This window comes from Comamonas sp. w2-DMI, from assembly GCF_040187735.1.
In the GTDB taxonomy this organism is placed as follows: Bacteria; Pseudomonadota; Gammaproteobacteria; order Burkholderiales; family Burkholderiaceae_C; genus Comamonas; species Comamonas terrae.
Window position 1 is genome coordinate 68,444 of record NZ_JBANEL010000016.1, and the last position, 18,449, is coordinate 86,892.

18 protein-coding genes and 1 tRNA gene are annotated in these 18,449 nt (G+C 66.3%); 10 read left to right on the forward strand and 9 right to left on the reverse strand.

Features of this window, described 5'->3' with window-relative positions; translation table 11 throughout:
• The first annotated feature begins 8 nt into the window (after nucleotides 1–8).
• From V8Z74_RS16800 to V8Z74_RS16810, 3 genes are read left to right on the forward strand one after another with little or no spacing between them, the layout of a single operon-like run.
• Entirely contained in the window at nucleotides 9–1,421 is a 1,413-nt protein-coding gene (locus tag V8Z74_RS16800; RefSeq protein WP_198363181.1) for an integrating conjugative element protein, read from the forward strand.
• Nucleotides 1,421–1,780 carry a hypothetical protein gene (locus V8Z74_RS16805; RefSeq protein ID WP_096450666.1) on the forward strand — a complete coding sequence of 120 codons (360 nt, stop codon included), beginning with the start codon at nucleotides 1,421–1,423 and terminating at the stop codon, nucleotides 1,778–1,780. Before V8Z74_RS16800 ends, V8Z74_RS16805 begins: the two co-directional genes overlap by 1 nt.
• A gap of 23 nt (nucleotides 1,781–1,803) precedes the next feature.
• The gene (locus V8Z74_RS16810) at nucleotides 1,804–3,324 is read left to right on the forward strand and encodes a conjugal transfer protein TraG N-terminal domain-containing protein (protein WP_096450664.1); all 1,521 of its coding nucleotides are present in this window, start codon (nucleotides 1,804–1,806) and stop codon (nucleotides 3,322–3,324) included.
• Nucleotides 3,325–3,333: 9 nt separating this feature from the next.
• Here the strand turns inward: V8Z74_RS16810 and V8Z74_RS16815 are convergent, their stop codons facing one another.
• The 3 genes from V8Z74_RS16815 to V8Z74_RS16825 are packed head-to-tail and all read right to left on the reverse strand — an operon-like array spanning nucleotide 3,334 to nucleotide 4,486.
• On the reverse strand, nucleotides 3,334–3,708 hold the full coding sequence (locus V8Z74_RS16815; RefSeq protein WP_096450662.1) for a DUF3742 family protein: 375 nt from the start codon (nucleotides 3,706–3,708) through the stop codon (nucleotides 3,334–3,336).
• 20 nt (nucleotides 3,709–3,728) lie between these two features.
• Complete coding sequence (locus V8Z74_RS16820; RefSeq protein ID WP_096450660.1) at nucleotides 3,729–4,166, reverse strand: type II toxin-antitoxin system YhaV family toxin; 438 nt, start codon at nucleotides 4,164–4,166, stop codon at nucleotides 3,729–3,731.
• Nucleotides 4,166–4,486, reverse strand: a complete 321-nt coding sequence (locus V8Z74_RS16825) for a type II toxin-antitoxin system PrlF family antitoxin (RefSeq protein WP_096450658.1) — start codon at nucleotides 4,484–4,486, stop codon at nucleotides 4,166–4,168. Before V8Z74_RS16825 ends, V8Z74_RS16820 begins: the two co-directional genes overlap by 1 nt.
• A gap of 166 nt (nucleotides 4,487–4,652) precedes the next feature.
• Between V8Z74_RS16825 and V8Z74_RS16830 the strand changes: the two genes are divergently transcribed.
• From V8Z74_RS16830 to mobH, 3 genes are all read left to right on the forward strand, one after another.
• A complete protein-coding gene (locus V8Z74_RS16830) occupies nucleotides 4,653–5,408 on the forward strand; it encodes a type IV toxin-antitoxin system AbiEi family antitoxin domain-containing protein (RefSeq protein WP_096450656.1) in 756 nt (251 codons plus the stop codon).
• Nucleotides 5,401–6,321, forward strand: coding sequence for a nucleotidyl transferase AbiEii/AbiGii toxin family protein (locus tag V8Z74_RS16835; protein WP_096450654.1), 921 nt, complete (start codon nucleotides 5,401–5,403; stop codon nucleotides 6,319–6,321). The genes V8Z74_RS16830 and V8Z74_RS16835 overlap by 8 nt, the downstream gene beginning before the upstream one ends.
• 288 nt (nucleotides 6,322–6,609) lie before the next feature.
• Complete coding sequence (mobH, locus tag V8Z74_RS16840) at nucleotides 6,610–8,475, forward strand: MobH family relaxase (RefSeq protein ID WP_096450652.1); 1,866 nt, start codon at nucleotides 6,610–6,612, stop codon at nucleotides 8,473–8,475.
• A gap of 54 nt (nucleotides 8,476–8,529) precedes the next feature.
• On the opposite strand, the gene V8Z74_RS16845 is transcribed toward mobH, so the two are convergent.
• Nucleotides 8,530–8,835 (reverse strand): helix-turn-helix domain-containing protein, encoded by a 306-nt coding sequence (locus V8Z74_RS16845; protein WP_096450650.1) that lies wholly within the window; start codon nucleotides 8,833–8,835, stop codon nucleotides 8,530–8,532.
• Between the two features lie 122 nt (nucleotides 8,836–8,957).
• Here V8Z74_RS16845 and V8Z74_RS16850 point away from each other — a divergent pair, with 122 nt between their 5' ends.
• Nucleotides 8,958–9,578, forward strand: a complete 621-nt coding sequence (locus V8Z74_RS16850; protein ID WP_232516462.1) for a substrate-binding domain-containing protein — start codon at nucleotides 8,958–8,960, stop codon at nucleotides 9,576–9,578.
• Between the two features lie 12 nt (nucleotides 9,579–9,590).
• Here V8Z74_RS16850 and V8Z74_RS16855 read toward each other — a convergent pair whose 3' ends face one another.
• On the reverse strand, nucleotides 9,591–11,513 hold the full coding sequence (locus V8Z74_RS16855; protein ID WP_096450646.1) for a tyrosine-type recombinase/integrase: 1,923 nt from the start codon (nucleotides 11,511–11,513) through the stop codon (nucleotides 9,591–9,593).
• 32 nt (nucleotides 11,514–11,545) lie between these two features.
• Here V8Z74_RS16855 and V8Z74_RS16860 point away from each other — a divergent pair, with 32 nt between their 5' ends.
• Nucleotides 11,546–11,788, forward strand: coding sequence for a hypothetical protein (locus V8Z74_RS16860; protein ID WP_349710270.1), 243 nt, complete (start codon nucleotides 11,546–11,548; stop codon nucleotides 11,786–11,788).
• Here V8Z74_RS16860 and V8Z74_RS16865 read toward each other — a convergent pair.
• Nucleotides 11,754–11,827 (reverse strand) — tRNA-Gly (locus V8Z74_RS16865). The genes V8Z74_RS16860 and V8Z74_RS16865 overlap by 35 nt on opposite strands.
• 548 nt (nucleotides 11,828–12,375) lie before the next feature.
• On the opposite strand from V8Z74_RS16865, the gene V8Z74_RS16870 reads away from it, so the two are divergent.
• Both V8Z74_RS16870 and cyoE read left to right on the forward strand, forming a co-directional pair.
• Entirely contained in the window at nucleotides 12,376–13,551 is a 1,176-nt protein-coding gene (locus V8Z74_RS16870) for a COX15/CtaA family protein (RefSeq protein ID WP_349710271.1), read from the forward strand.
• Between the two features lie 127 nt (nucleotides 13,552–13,678).
• A complete protein-coding gene (gene cyoE, locus V8Z74_RS16875) occupies nucleotides 13,679–14,587 on the forward strand; it encodes a heme o synthase (protein WP_066478380.1) in 909 nt (302 codons plus the stop codon).
• Between the two features lie 177 nt (nucleotides 14,588–14,764).
• On the opposite strand, the gene V8Z74_RS16880 is transcribed toward cyoE, so the two are convergent.
• The 3 genes from V8Z74_RS16880 to V8Z74_RS16890 form a co-directional block, all read right to left on the reverse strand.
• A complete protein-coding gene (locus tag V8Z74_RS16880; protein ID WP_349710272.1) occupies nucleotides 14,765–15,754 on the reverse strand; it encodes a c-type cytochrome in 990 nt (329 codons plus the stop codon).
• A gap of 17 nt (nucleotides 15,755–15,771) precedes the next feature.
• Nucleotides 15,772–16,488, reverse strand: coding sequence for a c-type cytochrome (locus tag V8Z74_RS16885; RefSeq protein ID WP_349710273.1), 717 nt, complete (start codon nucleotides 16,486–16,488; stop codon nucleotides 15,772–15,774).
• Between the two features lie 283 nt (nucleotides 16,489–16,771).
• Nucleotides 16,772–18,442, reverse strand: coding sequence for an ATP-binding protein (locus V8Z74_RS16890; RefSeq protein ID WP_349710274.1), 1,671 nt, complete (start codon nucleotides 18,440–18,442; stop codon nucleotides 16,772–16,774).
• Nucleotides 18,443–18,449: the final 7 nt, after the last annotated feature.

An 18,449-nucleotide genomic window follows, 5' to 3' on the forward strand; every position in this document is an offset into this window, starting at 1 on the left:
GAAAGCCCATGAAAACCCCCGTGCAAACTTTCATCTCCCGTCTCGCGCAACGCGCCAAGCCCTACACACTCAGCATCGCGCTCGCCTGCGCCATCACCGCCGCGGCCGGCGTCGCGTGGGCGCAGACCCGCATCAACCCGACCGGTGTCGGCGTGAGCGGCAGCGTGATCGGCGACGACGTGCTCTACAGCATCGGTGGCGGTCGGGCCGTGTCCATGGGCGGCGCCGGGAACATGCAGAGCATCGGTGTGGGCATTGGTTGGAACAGCAACCTCATTTGCGGCGACATGAGCATCACGACGACGCTGCAGAACCAGTTGAACGGCATCACCAACGGCTTCCAGCAGATCATGAGCAACGTGATCCAGAGCGCGACCAGCGCGGTGGCCTCTCTGCCGGCGCTGATCATCCAGCGCGCCGATCCGGGCCTCTACAACCTGCTGACAAATGGCGTGCTGCAAGCTCGGCTCGACTTCGACCGCAGCAAGCTGACGTGCAAGGCGATGGCCAACCGGATGGCGGACATGGCCGGTGGCCAGGCCGGTTGGGATCAACTCGCCGAAGGCTTCGCGCTGCGCGATGCGGTGAGTAGCACCGATGCGGTGTCCGCCGTCGAGCAGGCCGAATCGAACAAGGGCAACAACGGCGTGCCCTGGGTCGGGGGCAGCAACGCAGGTGGCTCGGGCCAGGGTTCGATCAAGGTGGTCGGCGACGTGACCCGCGCCGGCTACAACCTGCTGAACAGCCGCGGCGTCACGGACACCTCGTCCATCCCGCGCGCGTCCTGCGGCAACCGGCTGACCTGCCAAACCTGGTCCTCGCCGCAGGCCGCCGCGGACTTCGCAACGCGCGTGCTCGGCGAGCGCGAGCAACGCACCTGCGAGACCTGCACGAAGACGCAGACGACGCCCGGCGTCGGCCTGACGCCGGTGATCCAGGAAGAGTACGAGGCCAAGCTGCAGGCGCTGCAGGGCCTTGTGACGGGCTCGACGCCGATGACGGTGGCGAACCTCGAAGCCGCCGGCAGCAACTCGCTGCCGATCACGCGCGGCGTGGTCGAGGCGCTGCGCGACGAGCCCGATCAAGACCTGCTGGGCAAGCGCCTGGCGTCCGAGGCCGCGCTGTCGAGCGTTCTGGAGAAGGCCCTGCTGTTGCAGCGCACGCTACTGACCGGCAAGAAAGAGCCGAACGTCGCCGCCAACGAGCTGGCCGTGAAGGCAGTCGACCGGGAGAACACCACGCTGGAGCAGGAGATCAACAACCTCAAGACCGAACTAGAGCTGCGGCGCACGCTGGCTGGCAATTCGGCGATGGCGATCGTGCAGCGGCACGGCACCCGCGCCGCCGGCTCGCGCGGCATCTTCGAGGGCGACACCACGCGCGACCGGCTCAAGGAAGTGCAGAAGCCGAGGAACAACTGATGGCCGCGCGCGCATGGGCCTGGCTGCGGCCCGCCTGGTTGTTCAACCGGCGCGTAGTCCTCGCGCTGCTGTGGGTGCTGGCGGTCGCCGGCATCGCGGCGGGTGTCAACGTCGTCGGCGTGCATGTCGTCGGCAGCATCGACGGCTGGGAGCGGTGGCTGCGCGAGCACTCGGCCCACTTCCTAGTGTGGCGGCTGCTGCTCTACGCAGCCACGTCCTACGGCTGGTGGTGGATGCGTCGGCGCCTGCGCGAGCGCGAGCCTTCGCCCGAGGCGCACCAGCGCCTGCTGCGCGTCGAGATCGCGGCCGTCGTCACCCTCGTGCTGCTCGAAGGCAGCCAACTGCTGCGCAGCGGCTGAACGACTGAGGCGAGGAGCACGCCATGACCCTCTACACGACCGACTACCTGGAGTATTACCTGACGCTCGTCGGGTGGATCGTCAACAACGGCATCTGGAACATCCTGGTGGCCAGCGGCGTGTTTGCGCTGCCCTTCGTTGTGATCGTCGTGCAGGAGTGGCTGCGCGCACGCGCCGAAGGCGCCGACGAGGGCAATAAGGGCGTGCTGTCCTCGATGCGCATCGAGAACCGCGTGTGGGTGGCGATCGTCGTCATCCTGTTCGCCGGCATCCCCTTCATACCGGTCGACCTCAGCACGATCCGGTTCGACACGACGCGCTCTGCGCAGTGCCAGGTCAGCGTCCCGCAACCCAACGACACGGGCTGGTCCAACGCCTACACGACGCTCAACAACCAGAACGCGCTGGTGCCGGTGTGGTGGTTCTTCATGCACGCGATCTCGAAGGCGGTCACGGGCGGGGCGGTGGCGGCGATCCCCTGCGGCACCGACCTGCGGCAGATGCGCATGGACGTGGACGCCACCCGCATCGACGACCCAGTGCTGGCTCAGGAGGTGGGCGACTTCGTGCACGACTGCTACGGCCCGTCGCGTGCCAAGTTGTTCATGAACCGGCCCACGCTCTCCGACGAGCAGATGAACGACGTCACCTGGATCGGGTCGAGCTACTTCCTGGGCAGCACGGGCTTCTACGACACATACCACTCCAACACGCCCCGCACCGCCTGGCCGTATGACGCGACGCGCGATGCGGGGCTGGCTCAGGTGGACAGCGGCGGGGGCTATCCCACGTGCCAGCAATGGTGGTCCGACGGCAACAGTGGCCTGCGTGCGCGCCTTCTGGCCCAGGTCGACCCCGATCTGCTGACGCGCATGGGCCGCTGGGCGGGCTTCCTGTCACAGGCGGAGGTGAACGACTCGGTGGTCCGCGCCGTGGTCTCGCCAAAGCAGCAGAAGATGAACCAGGGCTCGGTCTACACCGACTACGGAGGGCAGATCGAAAAGACGCTGCCCAACATCGTCACGCGCGGCGCCGGCGACCTCGGCATGACGATGGGCTCGCTCGGCGTTTTCCCGGCCATGGACGTGGTGCGCCAGGCGCTGCCGATGGTGCTGTCGCTGCTCAAGATGGCGCTGGTCATCTGCATCCCGCTGGTGCTGGTTTTCGGCACCTACGAGCTGAAGGCCCTGGTCGCGGTGAGCTGCGTGGAGTTCGCGCTGTTCTTCGTGGACTTCTGGTTCCAGCTCGCGCGCTGGCTCGACTCGACGATTCTCGACGCGCTCTATGGCTGGGGGTTCGGAGCGAACCGGCCGCACAGCAACTTCGATCCGCTGATCGGGCTAAACAACGCTTTCGGGGACATGTTGTTGAACTTCGTGATGGCGACGATGTTCCTCGTGCTACCCAGCTTGTGGATCACAGCGTTGGGATGGGTCGGTGTCCGTGCTGGCGGTGTTCTTCAAGGCCTCGCCAACGGTACTCGGGACGCGGGCCAAGCGGGACGTTCGGGAGCTAACGTGGCGATCAGTGCAGTGAAAAAGTAGAGCGTTCCGTTAGTCGTCTTTGAATCGCGGATCGGGATCATCGTCATGCATGGCCGGGTGATAGAACAGCCCTTCACGATGGTCTCTCTCTTCCGCTTTGCGCCCGAGGAAATCGGCATCGTCGTCAGAGTCGTGTTGCCAGGCCATCCTCGCAACGACCACGATGCACAGAAGCAGCAACGCCATCCAGAACGCAGCGTAGAGCAGCACGGCAAACGCTGCGATCTTGACGATCAGCATCACGCCCTTTGCGACACCGGGTTTCCAACCCTTTGCCACCAGTCCCTGCATCGCACGTCGATCCAGCCGAACGCAGCCACGCCACAGCCGGCCCAGGGTTCGGCCCACGCGCTCGGGGAATGTTGTCTGTGCTGCGGTCTTCATGGTGCTACCTCATGTTCAATTCATCTTTCCTGGCGAGGCCTGGTCATTCGTTGCCTCCGTACCTTCGTCACTGTCGGGTCGATCTGACTGCTCAGTGCATCCGACTGTTCGCGGCTCGGTGCTATCGCCGTAGCCCGGTCCTTGAGTGCTGCGAACACGATGACTTTCGCCCTCGCGTCGTAGCGGAAGAACAAGCGGAACCGCCTGCCGATCCTCGCGCACCGCCAGTTGGAGTGCGCCGGCTCCGCGATGTTGCAGTAACGAAACTCATCCCGCGAGGGATCGCCCGGCACGGCGTCCATGACCCGATGGCTCAACGCCTGAAACAGCTTGGCGTTGGCATCGCCATCGAACTGCTGCGGCTCGCTGTCGCTGAGCGGCACTGCGGCCGCCTGTACCTTGCGCAACTGCTCGATGAAGCCCTCATGGAACAGCAGGGTCCAGCCGTGCCGCTGCATCAGATTTCCACGCGCCCATCGAAGTCGTCGCCCAGGACAACCTCATGGCCTGCATGCTCCAGCATTGTGCGAGCCAGTTCCTCGGGCAGACCGCGGATGTTTCGCCCTGCCTCGATGTCACGAGCCAGCAGGGTCAGGAACGCACCGATAGCCGGGTCTTCATGCTCTGCCTCCCCGCGGCTGACGACGACCTGGCCATCCTCGCGCAACTCGAACGCCACCTTGTCGCCGGCCTCCACGCCCAGCGCCTGGCGAACCGCCTTGGGCAGGGTGAGCTGTCCCTTGGACGTGACAGTGGCGAGTTCCTTGACGTTGGGCATGACGGCTCTCCTGGCAATCACCGCAAGGAAAATTCCTTACAATGTCAAGGGGTGGCGCCGTCAGGCGCGATTAGAAGTTGCATTGAAAATACCCGATGAGGCGAATTTCAGCGCTGAATCCTGTCCTCTGGAAGCGCTTGATTGGATTCTGTGCTATTTTTCCACGATGGATGGAAATTCACGGCATCAAGTAATCAAGCGGCTGCAGACCACGCTGCCACGTGGTGCGCCGTTCGACCTGACCACCCTGGCGCCGCTGGGGGTGTCGTCCAAGCTCGCCGCGCGCTATGCCGAGGGCGGCTGGCTCGTGCGCCTGGCCCAGGGCGTCTACGCCTTCCCGAACGACGAGTTCGGCGTCTACGGGGCGCTGAAGTTCCTGCAGCAGCGCGTGCCCGGCCTGCACGTCGGCGGCAAGAGTGCGCTGGGCCTGCAGGGTGTGCGCCACAACCTCGGCCGCGACACGCTGGTCCTGTGGGGCAACAGCCGCTACGAGCTGCCGGTCTGGTTCACTTCGCGCTTTCCGGCACGCTACGTCCATGCGCACCTGTTCGACTGGCCCGATGCCGCACTGGCCGACAAGACCCTGACCACGCCGCCCGGCCTGCCCGATCGGTTGCAAGTCGCCGTGTCCGAGCGCGCCGTGCTGGAGCTGCTCTACGAGGCCGGGACGAAGCAGAGCCTGGAAGAGGCCCGCAACCTCTTCGATGGCCTGCGCTCGCCGAGGAAGGAACTGCTCGGGCAACTGCTGTCGTGCTGCACCAGTGTGAAGACCGTTCGTCTGTTCCTCACCTGGGCACGCGAGACGCAGGTGGTCGACGTCAAGGATCTGCTGGAGCGGCATCCGCTGCGCACCGGCAGCGAAAAACGCTGGATGAGCCGACTGGCCGACGGCACCTTGCTGAGCCTGAATCCCCATGGATAAGAACTACGCCGATACCGTTCGCCTGCTGCTGGCCGTCACGCCCGAGGTCTTCGCCAACGACATCTTTGCGATGAAGGGCGGCACAGCGATCAACCTGTTCGTGCAGGATATGCCGCGCTTGTCGGTGGACATCGACGTGGTGTACCGGCCCTGGCAGGTCGCACGCGACGACGCGCTGAAGGCGATCAACGGCGAGCTGGCCGCCATCGCGCAACGCGTGCAACCGCTGGGCATCCAGACGCGCCTGGTGCGCAGCAAGGATCTCGGTGACACCAAGCTGATCGTCGAGAACGACACCAGCCAGGTCAAGATCGAGGTGAACGTCGTCTTCCGCGGCACGGTGCTCCCGGTTGAACGAAAGCCGTTGAGCGCCAAGACCGGCGACCTGTTCGGTGTCGAGTTCGAGGCGCCGATCCTGGCGCGCGACGAGCTGTATGCCGGCAAGTTGGTGGCGGCCCTGGACCGGCAGCACCCACGTGACCTGTTCGACGTCTGGCAGCTCTATGGGTCTGGCGGCCTCAGCGACGGCATGGTCGAGTGCTTCGTGCTCTACCTCGCCGGCCATAACCGGCCGCCGCATGAAGTGCTGTTCGGCAACGACAAGGACATCGCAGCGGAGTACGAGCGCGCTTTCGTCGGCATGACCGAAGTGGAGTGCTCGCTGGACACGCTGCTTGCCGCTCGTGCACAGATGCGACAGGAACTGCCTCGTCGCCTGACCGAGGGGCACAGACAGTTCCTGAGCGGGCTGGTACGCGCCGAGCCCGACTGGTCGCTGGTGCTGTGCCCGCACGCGGCCGAATTGCCCGCCTTGCGCTGGAAGCTCGCCAATCTGGAGGCGTTTCGCAAGCGGCGCCCAGCGGACTTCGCAGCGCAGGCCAACGCCCTCGATGAGGGGCTGGGTCAGGCCTGACGGCGATCCTGCTGGTCATCGACGGCTGTGGAGAGCGGCAGGAGGCGTTTCAGTCTTTGGCGCTGTTTCAACGGCTGCTGAAAGCAGGCCGTTCCTTGAAACATCATCACCAATCGGCCTGGGCCAGCTCCGTATTGGTTGTGGTCGGGACACCCTGGTTGCCCTATATCCAAAGGCTTCCAAAGGCCAAAGGGCTGGGGAAGGGGCAAGGGAATGGGGCCAAGGGGAATGGCCCTACCCGAAAAGGCCAAAAGGCTCCCCCGACCGGCCCGCCGTCCGGGGTTCGCCATGCTCTCGCTGTTCCAACGCAAACGGCCGCCGCCATCCTCTGGCACGACGCCGACACCCATACCTCCCGCCGACACCGGCAAAGGGTTGATGCGGCCCGAGCCGGCCGCATCGCTGCTGGCGACGCCCCGGCGGCAGAAGCTGTTGGAGCACATCTGGCAGCGCACCTCGCTGTCGCGCAGGCAATTCGCATCGCTGTACCTCGCGCCGCTGGAGCGCTACGCCGAGCTGGTCCAGCAATTCCCCGCATCCGAGAGCCACCACCACGCCTACCCGGGCGGCATGCTGGACCACGGCCTGGAAATCGTCGCCTACGCGCTCAAGCTGCGGCAGTCGCACCTGCTGCCCGCCGGCACCACGCCGGAGGCGCAAGCGGCCCAGGCCGAAGCCTGGACGGCCGGCACCGCCTATGCGGCGCTGTTGCACGACGTTGGCAAGGTCGCCGTCGACCTGCACGTGGAGTACGCGGACGGCACGGTCTGGCATCCGTGGCACGGCCCGCTGCGGCGGCCGTACCGCTTCCGCTACCGCAAGGAGCGCGAGTACCGGCTGCACAGTGCCGCCACCGGGCTGCTCTACGCCCGGCTGCTCGATCCGGGCATCTTCGACTGGCTCGCCGGCTACCCCGACCTCTGGGCCGCGCTCCTGTACGTGCTGGCAGGCCAGTACGAGCATGCCGGCACGCTCGGCGAACTGGTGGTGCAGGCCGATCAGGCCTCGGTGGCCCAGGAACTCGGCGGCGATCCCAGCAAGGCGTTGGCCGCGCCCAAACACGCCTTGCAGCGCAAGCTGCTCGATGGCCTGCGCTTCCTGCTGCGGGAGGAATTCAAGCTGAACCAACCTCAAGCCTCGGACGGCTGGCTGACCCAGGACGCACTCTGGCTGGTGAGCAAGACCGTCTCGGACAAGCTCCGCGCCCATTTGCTGCAGCAAGGCATCGACGGCATCCCGGCCAGCAACACGGCGGTGTTCAACGTGCTGCAGGACCACGGCATCGCCTTGCCCACGCCGGACGGCAAGGCGATCTGGAAGGCCACGGTGGCCAGCGATGCCGGTTGGTCGCACAGCTTCACGTTCCTGAAACTCTCGCCCGCATTGATCTGGGAGGCGGCCGAGCGGCCCGCTCCGTTCGCCGGCCAGGTGCAGGTCGAGCAGGAGCACGAGGACGTGGCGCAGCAGGTTCCCGCAACGCCTGGTGCGGCACGCACGGGGCCAGAGCCCGCCTACAGCGGCGCCCCGCCGGTCGCGCCCCCGATGACGGCAGCGACGGCGGACAACGGTGTCGGGGCGCTGCTCGACCTGCTGGACATGGCGCCCGCCGCGTCGGCGCCGCTCCCGATGCCACCCGAGCCCGTCGCCGACGCGCGGGCAGACGCCGAAGGAGATTCCCTGGCCAGCGCGGTGATGGCGCCGCCGACACCGCCAACCTCGGCACCCCGGCCACAGGCCGAGCCCTCCGGCGACGACTTCATGGCCTGGCTGACCCATGGCGTGCGCTCGCGCAAACTCATCATCAACGACGCCAAGGCCCTGGTGCATACCGTCGCCGGGACCGCCTACCTAGTCAGCCCCGGCGTGTTCCAGCGGTACGCACAGGAACATCCGCAGGTGGCGAGCATCGCGCGGCAGGAGAAGCTAGAGGCTTGGCAGTGGGTGCAGAAGCGCTTCGAGAAACTGGCCGCGCACCGCAAGCAAGCCAGCGGACTGAATATCTGGACATGCGAAGTCACGGGACCGCGCAAATCGCGGCGACTGCACGGCTATTTGCTCCTGGCACCGGACAGCGTATTCGGAGAAACGCCACCCGATAACCCTTACCTACGTCTCGCCAGCGACATGCCAAGAGACGAAAATCTCTCGGTTTGAGCAGAACATATATAACGAACAGGGATAGGTAAAGCGGCCAGCGCGAGACCGGCTTCAATCCTCAGTCTTGGAAGGAGCCGGTTCGGCCAGCTTGGCTTCGGTCAGGGCCATCAGGTGGGCAGAACTGCATTTCAGCGCACGGGCGATCTTGAGGATCAGGGGCAGCGTGGGCGTGTGCTCGCCGCGCTCGATCTTGCCTACGTGCGAGCGCTCGATGCCGGCCAAGTGAGCCAGCGTTTCCTGGGCGATGCCCTGGTTGGTTCTCTCGTCGCGAACGGCGGCCCCAAACGCGATGGCTGGTTCTGCTTCGTAGGTGGTCGTGCCGGTCGGTCGGCCTCTCTGAATCTGGCGCTTCTGCATTAGCAAAAGCGTCGAGCATTGCCTCGATATAAACCACGTTAAACTTAACTCAAAAGCGCGATTGCATGCTTCATGCTTTCACCGTCGCGATGAGTTTCTTGCCCTTGGGAAGGAGGTTGGATGTGACATCGATCTATGCTTCCACCGCGATCCGTGTGGCAGTGCTCGGCGAGTGGGTGCCTTCACAGCTTGCCGACGTGCTGGCACTGCAACGTGCCGAAGAGCCGGAGACCTCTGCTGCATTGGTCCGATGTGCTGCGGCGGAACTGGCGAGCAAGTCGCTGGACGATGACTTCGATTTCGCGTTGTCGTCCACGGACCTGGAATGGCCTGGCTGGGTGTGCGAGCCGTTGTGGCACGACACGCTGGCTGTCGCCGTCGCCAAGCGTTCGCACCTGCTGGTCCATCGCGACGTACCGTGCCATGAACTGCAAAAGCAGCCCCTCATCTGTGCGCAATCTACCGCGGACGAGCCATGGCAGGCCCTGGTGCATCGGTTGATCGGCGACGCGCCACACGAGCAGGTCGTGAGCACCTTCGACATGGCGATGACGCTGGTCGCCGCGGGTTACGGCATCGCCATCGCGCCCGCCGCGCGGCTGGCAGGATACCAGTGCCGCGGCATCGTGGTGCGACCGCTGGCCGGCGCACCGCCGATCGTCATGTCCTACCTGCTGCACACGTCTGAGGCCTTGACCGAACCCCAGGAGCGGTTCGCGCGCCGCGTCCGCTCCGTGACCTGAAGTCCCGCCGCGTCAAGGCTCCATCAGGTCTTCGGCGGCATCGGCCGTGATGGCGTCTTGCACCAGGCGCTGCACGCTGCGCCGCACCTGCACCGGAATGTCGGAGTCCTCGAGATCATCCGCCGCGATGCTCTGCGCCGCGACCAGCCGCGCAGCCAGGTGCAGGTTCTTCGGGTTGACTGCCTCGATGGCAGAGCGCCCGCCGAGCGCGTCATAGGGCTGTAGCAGCGCGTGGTAGATCGCCCAGGTGTCGAGCCCGCGCGGCACCTGCTTGAGCACGGACTGCACGAGCCTGCGCTTGAGCGGATCGAGTTGCCAGTCGGGCACACGCTGCCCGCGGTGGCCCATGTGGATCGACAGCAGGTTGCCAGCCTGGATCTCGTAGGTGATCCACCGGCGCGACTTGCCGGCGAGCTTGGCGTAGTCCGCCACCGAGAGGTTGTGCGGCGCCTCAAAGGTCTCCAGCACCTGCAGGCGTTCGCGCTGCACCTCCGACAGGCGCGGCCGCGCGTACTCGGGCATGCGCACGGCCGACAGCCGCTGCACCGATGCCGGCGCTGCGGGCAGGTCGGGCGTCGGCGCGGTCACGATCAACTGTGGTGCCGTGAGGTCGATCACCGGCGGCTGTACCGCCGCTTGGCCGGCGATGGTCGGCAGGCCCTGCAGCGTGATGGTCAGATGACGGCTGGCGACCTCGACCTGGTTCTGCTCGAACAGGTCCAGGCGATCGGCCCAATCCTGCATCATCACGCGGCGCTGCTCGACGTACTCGGCATGGTTGTAGGTCGCGCTGATCTTGTCCGGGTCGGCGTGCGAGAGCTGGGCATCCACCCACTTCTTCGGGTAGCCAAGTTCGTTGAGCGCGGTCGACATCGTGGCGCGGATGCCGTGCCCCGTGAGCTGGTCCTCGTAGCCCATGCGCTTGAGCGCGCCGTTGAACGTGTTCTCGCTGACGGGATGCTTCAAGCACCAGTCGCCAGGGATGAGGTAGACCTGGGCCGGCTTGCACTGGTCCAGCAGGTGGCGAACGATCTCCTGGGCTTGCACCGACAACGGCACAATGTAGGGCGGGATGTCCACCAGGCGCTTGCGCTTCTTCTTGGTGAGCAGTGCGCGCTGCTTGAGCCTGGCCACCGGGATGATCCACAGGCCTTGCTCCAGGTCGAACTGGTCGGGCGTGGCGAAGCGCAGCTCGCCGGTGCGCACGCCGGTGAGCATCAGCAGCCGAATCCCCAACTGCGTGTTCAGGCGCCCGCGGTACTTGCGCAGCGTCTGCAACATGATCGGCAGCTCGGGCATGCGCAGGAACGGGTTGTGTTCGACCGGCGGCAGCGGCAGCGCGACGACCTCCAAGTCCTTGGACGGGTTGTCGTGCATGTTCGGGATCGCCACCGTGGCGTAGGTGAACAGTTGGGTAAACCAGGTCCGCAGCTTCTCGGCCACCGACAGCGAGCCGCGCTTTTCTACCTTGCCGATGATGTCCAGCAGGTGCGCGCGGGTGATGTCGTAGATGGTCAGGTGACGCAGCACCGGGAAAACGTCCTTCTTGAAGACGCGGGCGATCTGCTCCAGGCTGGTCTGCCGTCCTTCCTCCAGTGACAACTTGCGGTGTTTCAACCATTGGTCATATACCGCCTGGAACGTGTGTTCGCCCGCCAGCACGATCGCGTGGCGCTTGCGCTTCCGTTCGGTGTGCGGGTTAACGCCCTTGGCGAGCAGGTTGTGGGCTTCATCGCGAAGTTCGCGCGCCTCCTTCAGGGAGAGCGCCGGGTAGCTGCCGAAGGACATGCGATCACGCTTGCCGCCCCAACTGAAGCGGAAGTGCCAGGCCTTGGCGCCGTTGGCGGAAACGAAGAGGGAGAGGCCGTCCGAATCGGCCAGCGTGTATGTCTTGCCAGTGGCCTTGGCCTGGCGAACCATGAGGTCTGAGAGCATGCGCCCAACTCCTGAGAATCGAGTTGGCTGCCATGGTCCTGTCCGACCCCGCGCCGCTCCAGCAACTATGCGGAAACGGGAAGCTCCGCTTTCCGATGTACCACTTGATGTACCGTTTTGTACCGGCAGTCAGTGGTTTTCGCTGGAAGTCACTGGATTCAGCGATGGTGAAAAAGCTGAATGGTGACAATCACTTGCGACGTTCCTCGGTCTTTTCTGGAAGTCCCTGGAAAGTCGAAGTGGAGCGGGCGATGGGAATCGAACCCACGTCATGAGCTTGGGAAGCTCAGGTCCTGCCATTGAACGACGCCCGCCTGTGGCATGCACTTCGCAGGCCTGAAGTGCATGAAGAAGAAATCGCCGCCGCCGGCGCATCCGGCAGCAGCGAGTCGCTATCGTACCTCAAGCCAATGGCGTGCCAAGCCAATTCGAGGGGATTCTTGCGTTGGCGAATGCTCCCCTGCCAAAGAGCAGGCGCGCCGAACCCGTCCCGCAGGGCTGCTGCGCATTAGGACAAATTGTCCTAGGCGCTCCCATGCTGCATTAGGGGCACTCAAAACGAGAGTGCTTTGCCAGAAATGGCACAGGTAAAATTGTTCCGGATCAAACATCCGCCCTTTTTTACCTGACGGGCCTGTGCAATGTTCTGCTTTTTCAGATCCACGCCAGCTTCAGCCGTCTCTGTTCTGCTTGAACAGGCGTGAGGGAGAGGGCATGCATTGGCCCTTTTCCGCTGCCCCGCCATTTTTTCAGACCGCAACAGACGGCCGCCCTTGTCCACCATGTCCTGCCTTTCCCGCGAGAGTTCTTTTGCCGCCCGATGCCGGATGTCGCCAGGCGCCGACGCAGACAAGGCAGTTGCATGTCCCGCGGATCAGACATGACGCCGGCCGCTTCCTCGCTCTACAACCTCGCGCCGGTGCTGGAGCTTATGTGCCTGGGCCTGCTGCTGGCCCTGGGCCCGCTGGCCTGGGTCTGGTGGCGCAACCGCAGCCGGGGAGCGCATGCCAGGCTGCAGGCCCTGTGCGTGCTCACGCTGTTTCTCACCTTCGACCTGGTCCTGTTCGGTGCCTTCACACGGCTGACGGACTCCGGACTGGGCTGCCCCGACTGGCCCGGCTGCTACGGCAGCTCCAGCCCCATCGGCGCGCAGGCGCAGATTTCCGAAGCCCAGGCTGCCATGCCCACAGGCCCCGTCACGCACGGCAAGGCCTGGGTGGAGATGATCCATCGCTATCTGGCCACCGCAGTGGGTGTGCTCATCATTGCGATCACGGTGCTGACCTGGCTGGCGGCCCGGCGCGTACGCCGCGAAGGTCGCTCCTGGCCCGGCGGCTCTCTCAGCCCGTGGTGGCCGACCGCCGCCCTGGTCTGGGTCTGCATACAGGGTGCCTTTGGCGCGCTCACGGTCACGATGAAGCTCTTTCCTGCCATCGTAACGCTGCACCTGCTCGGCGGCACGTTCCTGCTGGCGCTGCTGTGCATTCCCGCCTCGGCGCTGAGCCTGCAGGCGGCCGGGCGGACGCTGGTTTCGGTCGCACGCAGGCTGCGCTGGCTGCTGTGGCTGGCGCTGGTGCTGCTGGTGGCCCAGGTGTCGCTGGGCGGCTGGGTCAGCACCAATTACGCCGTGCTGGCCTGCACCACCTTCCCGACCTGCCAGGGCAGCTGGTGGCCGGCCATGGACTTTGGCCAGGCGCTGCAGCTCTGGCGGCCGCTGGGCCTGCTGGCCGACGGCAGCCACATCAGCTTCGAGGCGCTGACCGCCATCCACTATCTGCATCGCCTGGCGGCCTATGGCGTGATCGCGGTGCTGGCCGGCCTGTGGGCGGAACTGCACCATGCACCGGCGCTGGCCGCGCAGCGCCGGCTGCTGGGCGGATTTCTGATACTGCAGGTGCTGACCGGCCTGTCCAACGTGGTGCTGGACTGGCCGCTGGTGGCCGCCGTGCTGCACACGGGCGGTGCCGCCGCGCTGGTGACCATTGTGGTCTGGTGCCTGGCCGTCACCAGGGCCGATGCCAACCCTCAACGGGCCTAGCCGCTTGCCGCCGCCAAGCCCGCACAAAGGAGAACAGGACTGACGCCCAGCCCGCATGCATACAAGGCGCCTCCCCAGGGAATGCGCCTTGCCGTTGCCGGATCTGCGCAAGTCGTGGAGTGTTTACATGAGTAGTAGCGACGTTTTTTCCGATAGCCATACCTCGCGCTGGAGCCAGTTCTACGCGCTGACCAAGCCGCGCGTGGTGCAGCTGATCGTGTTCTGTGCCCTGATCGGCATGGTGCTGGCCGTTCCCGGCTGGCCCAGCGGCAGCCAGTGGCTGCACATGGCCCAGGCCTGCCTGGGCATCTGGCTGGTGGCCGCCGCGGCCGCGGCCTTCAACTGCCTGGTGGAGCGCCATATCGATGCGCGCATGAAGCGCACGGCCTGGCGCCCCACGGCGCGCGGCGAGCTTTCGAGCCAGCAGGCCCTGGGCTTCTCGGCCATTCTGTGCACGGCGGGCGCAGCGGTGCTGCTGGTCTGCACCAATGCGCTGACCATGTGGCTCACGCTGGCCACCTTCGTCGGCTACGCGGTGATCTACACCGTGGTGCTCAAGCCGGCCACGCCGCAGAACATCGTGATCGGCGGCGCATCGGGCGCCATGCCGCCCGTTCTGGGCTGGGCCGCGATGACCGGCGACGTCGGCCCCGAAGCGCTCATCCTGTTCCTGATCATCTTCCTGTGGACGCCTCCCCATTTCTGGGCGCTGGCGCTGTACCGCGTCGAAGACTACCGCAAGTCCGGCCTGCCCATGCTGCCCGTGACCCACGGCAGCGAATACACGCGGCTGCAGATCCTGCTGTACACGCTGGTGCTGTTCGCGGCCTGCCTGCTGCCCTTCATGTACGGCATGAGTTCCTGGCTGTATCTGGTGGCCGCCGTGGTGCTGGGCGCGGGCTTTTGCGGCTATGCGATCGCGCTGTGGCGCAATTATTCGGACGAGCTTTCGCGCCGTACCTTCCGCTTCTCGCTGATCCACCTGAGCCTGCTGTTTGCGGCCCTGCTCGTGGACCACTACATCTGGCTGGGCTGATGCCTTGCCGTCCTGCATCCAGCCCGGCCCTTGCGCCGGGCTTTTTTCATGCCAATTGCAATGCAGCCTACGGAAACCATGGCTGCCCGCGCATTCTCCATGTGTCCTTGAAGCCAGGCAGACATAAAAAAGCCAGCCCCGTGAAGGACTGGCTTTTCGGCGGCAGCCCGGCGGCGCTTAAAGGCCCTTGAGCAGCTTGCCGTTCACTTCCTTGCCGTACATGGAGTACGGACCGCCATGGAACTTCTCGGCCGTGGCCTGCACACTGCCCGTGAAACGCGGATCCTGGCCGCGCTCCTGGCTGTTGATGAAGGTGGAGACATCCCAGGCCTGCTGGTCCGTCAGCGTGGCATTGCCGTAAGGCATGTTGTTCTTGATGAAGTTGGCCGCCTTGTCGATGTCGTGCATGCCCGCGCCCCAGTTGTAGGAATCCTTGCCCCATAGCGGCGGGAATACGGCCACGCCGTCCACCTTCTGGCCCTGGCCGTCGGCGCCGTGGCACAGTGCGCACTTGGCTTCGTAGACCTGGGCCCCGCGCTCGTAGCTCGGCGTCTCGGCCGGCTCGCCGGCCTTCTTGAAGCCCGCGCCCGGCAGCTTCTCGCCCGTCGGAGCCTTCTGCGCCATCCAGTAGGCATAGGACTCCAGCGCGACCAGGATGTCATGGCCGTCGTCGGGCGCCTTGCCGTTCATCGAATACATGAAGCAGCCGCGGATGCGCTCGGCGAACGTGTCCACATGGTCGGTCTTCTTGCGGTAGGCCGGGTACAGCGGATAGGCGCCCCACATGGGGGCCGAGCCCTTGAGGCGGCCGGCATCCAGGTGGCAGTTCACGCAGTTGAGCGAGTTGCCCGAAAAGCCCACGGCATTGGCCGGCGTGCGCATGAAGATGGCTTCGCCGCGGCGTATCCACTCGCCCATCGGGCCGTCGGGAATATCGCGCGCATCCGGCGGGGCGAACGCACCGCCGGGGGACGGCGACGTGCTGACGGGCGTGGCAACGGCTGCCGCGGCAGGCGCCGGCGCTGCAGCCGCCGTGGCCGGGGCTTTTTCAGGCGTGCTCACATGCATGCCGTACCAGAGTGCACCGCCCAGACCGGCAAACAGGCTGGCCACGACGGCGTATTCGGCCAGGTTGGAGCTTTTCGAAGTGTGTTCTTGTTTCGCCATATGCAACTCCCGTGGCTTCAAGGTTTGGCCGGCGCTGCCTGGGGGGCTGCGCCGCCGTGCAGTCGCTGGTAATAGGTGGCCACGGCCTGGATGTCCTCGGCCGTGAGCTTCTTGGCCACGGCCCCCATCAGGCCCAGCGGTCCGGCGTCGCGCTGGCCCTTGTTCCAGGCGTCGACCTGCGCCTGCATGTAGTCGGCCGTCAGGTGGCCGATGGCCGGGAAATCCTGGCCCACGCCCACGCCGCCCGGGCCGTGGCACTGCGCGCAGGCCGGGATGCCGTCGGCCCAGCGGCCGCGTTCCACCAGCCAGGCGCCGTCGTCGTCCTTCTTGCCGGGCAAGGGCCCGCGCACAGGCTTGATGGAGAGCTTGAGGCTGGCGTAATAGGCCGCCACATCGGCGCGCTCCTGCTCGGACAGGGCCTTGGCCATGGGCGCCATGACGGGGTTCTGGCGTGCCCCCGAGGCCAGCTGGTTGAGCTGGCGTACCAGATAGCCGGCATGCTGGCCGGCCAGCGCGGGAAAGCCGGCCTGGCCTTCGCCGTTGGCGCCGTGGCAGCTGGCGCAGGCGGCAGCGCCGCCGGCCGAGCCCGCGCGCGCGATCTTCTCGCCGGCAGCGGCCTGGCCTTGCAGCGCTGCCTTGGCATTGTCCTGTGCCCAGGCGGCGGTCGCCATCAGCATGCAAATGCCGGCGGCCACCCAGGCCCGTGGCAGGGTCTTCGTGTTCAAGCGGTTCATTGTGGGAGGAGAAAAGTGCATGCCGCCCGCTGCCAGGGAAGCGGCAAACGGCACAGAATCGACGGCCGCCCCGGGCGGAACGGCCGTATCCAAACGTATGCCGCACGATAGGCAGGCAGGATTAAGCAAGCATTAACAGGCGGGCGGCGGCCCGTGTGCGGGCCTGCATCTTGCTACATCATCAATAGCATATAGCGCTTCTCATGCCTTGTTTCCAGAAGCATTTAAACGGGGAACCGATGGCCAGCAAGCGCCAGACGCTATGAATTCCGCAAGTTCTACCTCAGACATCATCGAGACCGCAGCCCGGGACCCGCAGATAAAGGCGCGCCACCAGGCCGGACGTGGCGGCCGGCCCGCCCTCTTGCAGCCCCGCAGGCACCGCTTCGGCCAGCCACTGGGCGCGCGTCAGCAGCTGCAGCTGGCCGCCGCTGCAGCGCGCAATGCGCTGGACGATGGCCAGCCCCAGCCCGCTGCCATGGGCCTGGTGCTGCTTGCGCCAGAAGCGCTGCACGGCCACCTCGCAGTCGGCGGCGCTCAGGCCCGCGCCCTGGTCGGCCACGGTGAATTCCGCATAGCCGCAGGGCGCGGCGGCCACGCTGCCCGCCATGGCGGCGGATTGCGCCAGGCCCGGCGGCAATGTGGCCACCTGGCGCAGGCCCAGGTGCACGGGTGTGGGCAAGCCGTCGGCCCCGCAGGTATCGGCATGGCGCAAGGCGTTTTCGAGCAGATTGCGCAGCGCGGACACCAGCAGCGGCTGGGGCACGACCACCTGCAGGTCTTCCAGCCGCGCATCGTCATGCGCCTGGCCGGGCAGCCACTGCAGCCGGCGCTGCCCTGCCGCAATCGCCGTGGCCGCCAGCTCCCAGGCCTTCTCCAGCGCTTCCAGCGCCATGCCCGGCTCGGCGCCGCAGACCACGGCACCGGAGCGGGCCGCATCGCGCTCGCCGGCGTCGGGTTGGCATTCCAGCCGCGCCAGCAGCAGCAACTGCTCCATGGTGTGCTGCAGATGTTCCACCCCCTCGCCGGCCTGCAGCAAGGCGTCGCGCGCCATATTCCATTGCGGCGTTTCGGCAATCGGGATCGGCACGGGCGGCGCCTCTTTCGTGGCCGGCTGCGCCGCAGGGTCCAGCACCAGCTGCCGGCTGACACTGGCCACCGCCATCTGCGCCACCTGCACATGGGTCTTGACGGCCGTCAGCGGCGTGCGCAGCTCATGGGCCGCATCGTCGCTCCAGCGGCGCTCGCGCTCGATGGCGCCATGCACGCGCTGCAGCATCTGGTTCACGGCCTGCACCAGCGGCGCCAGCTCCTTGACCTTCGCGCCCTGCGTGACGGGGGCATCGTCGCCGGGCGGGCGCCGCGCCAGTTCGCGGCGCAGCGCGTCCAGCGGCCGCAGCCCGCGCGTCACGGCCCACCACATCAGCGCCATGCTGGCCAGCAGCGCCAGCGCAAACGGCACGACGATGGTGTAGGCAAAGCTGTGGATCAGATGCTCGCGCACATCGATGCGGTCGGCCGTGGCAATGCGCACGCCCTGCTCCTCCAGCACATAGGCGCGCCACAGGCGCCCGCCTTTTTCCATGGTGGAAAAGCCCAGCGGCAACGGCGCCTGGAAGCCCGGCCCGCCTTCGGTGCGGGCCAGAATCCGCGCAGGCCCCGGCCCCGTGGCGGCGACGGCGCGCACCTCGCTGCGCACCATGCTGACCTCGCAGGCCACGCCGTCGCGCGCCACCACGTTGAGCACCGAGCTCCAGTCCTGCGGCGCTCCATGTGCCGGGCGGAACTGGTGCACGATGCCGGCCACCATGCGGGCCGAGGCGATCAGGCGCTCGTCCAGCATATGGCGCAGATCGTGGCGCATGCCCGCAAACATCCAGGCCGCCACCGCGCCCCACAGGGTGCACAGCGCCAGGCTCAGCCCCACCACCAGGCGTACGCGCAGACTGCGCATGGCCACC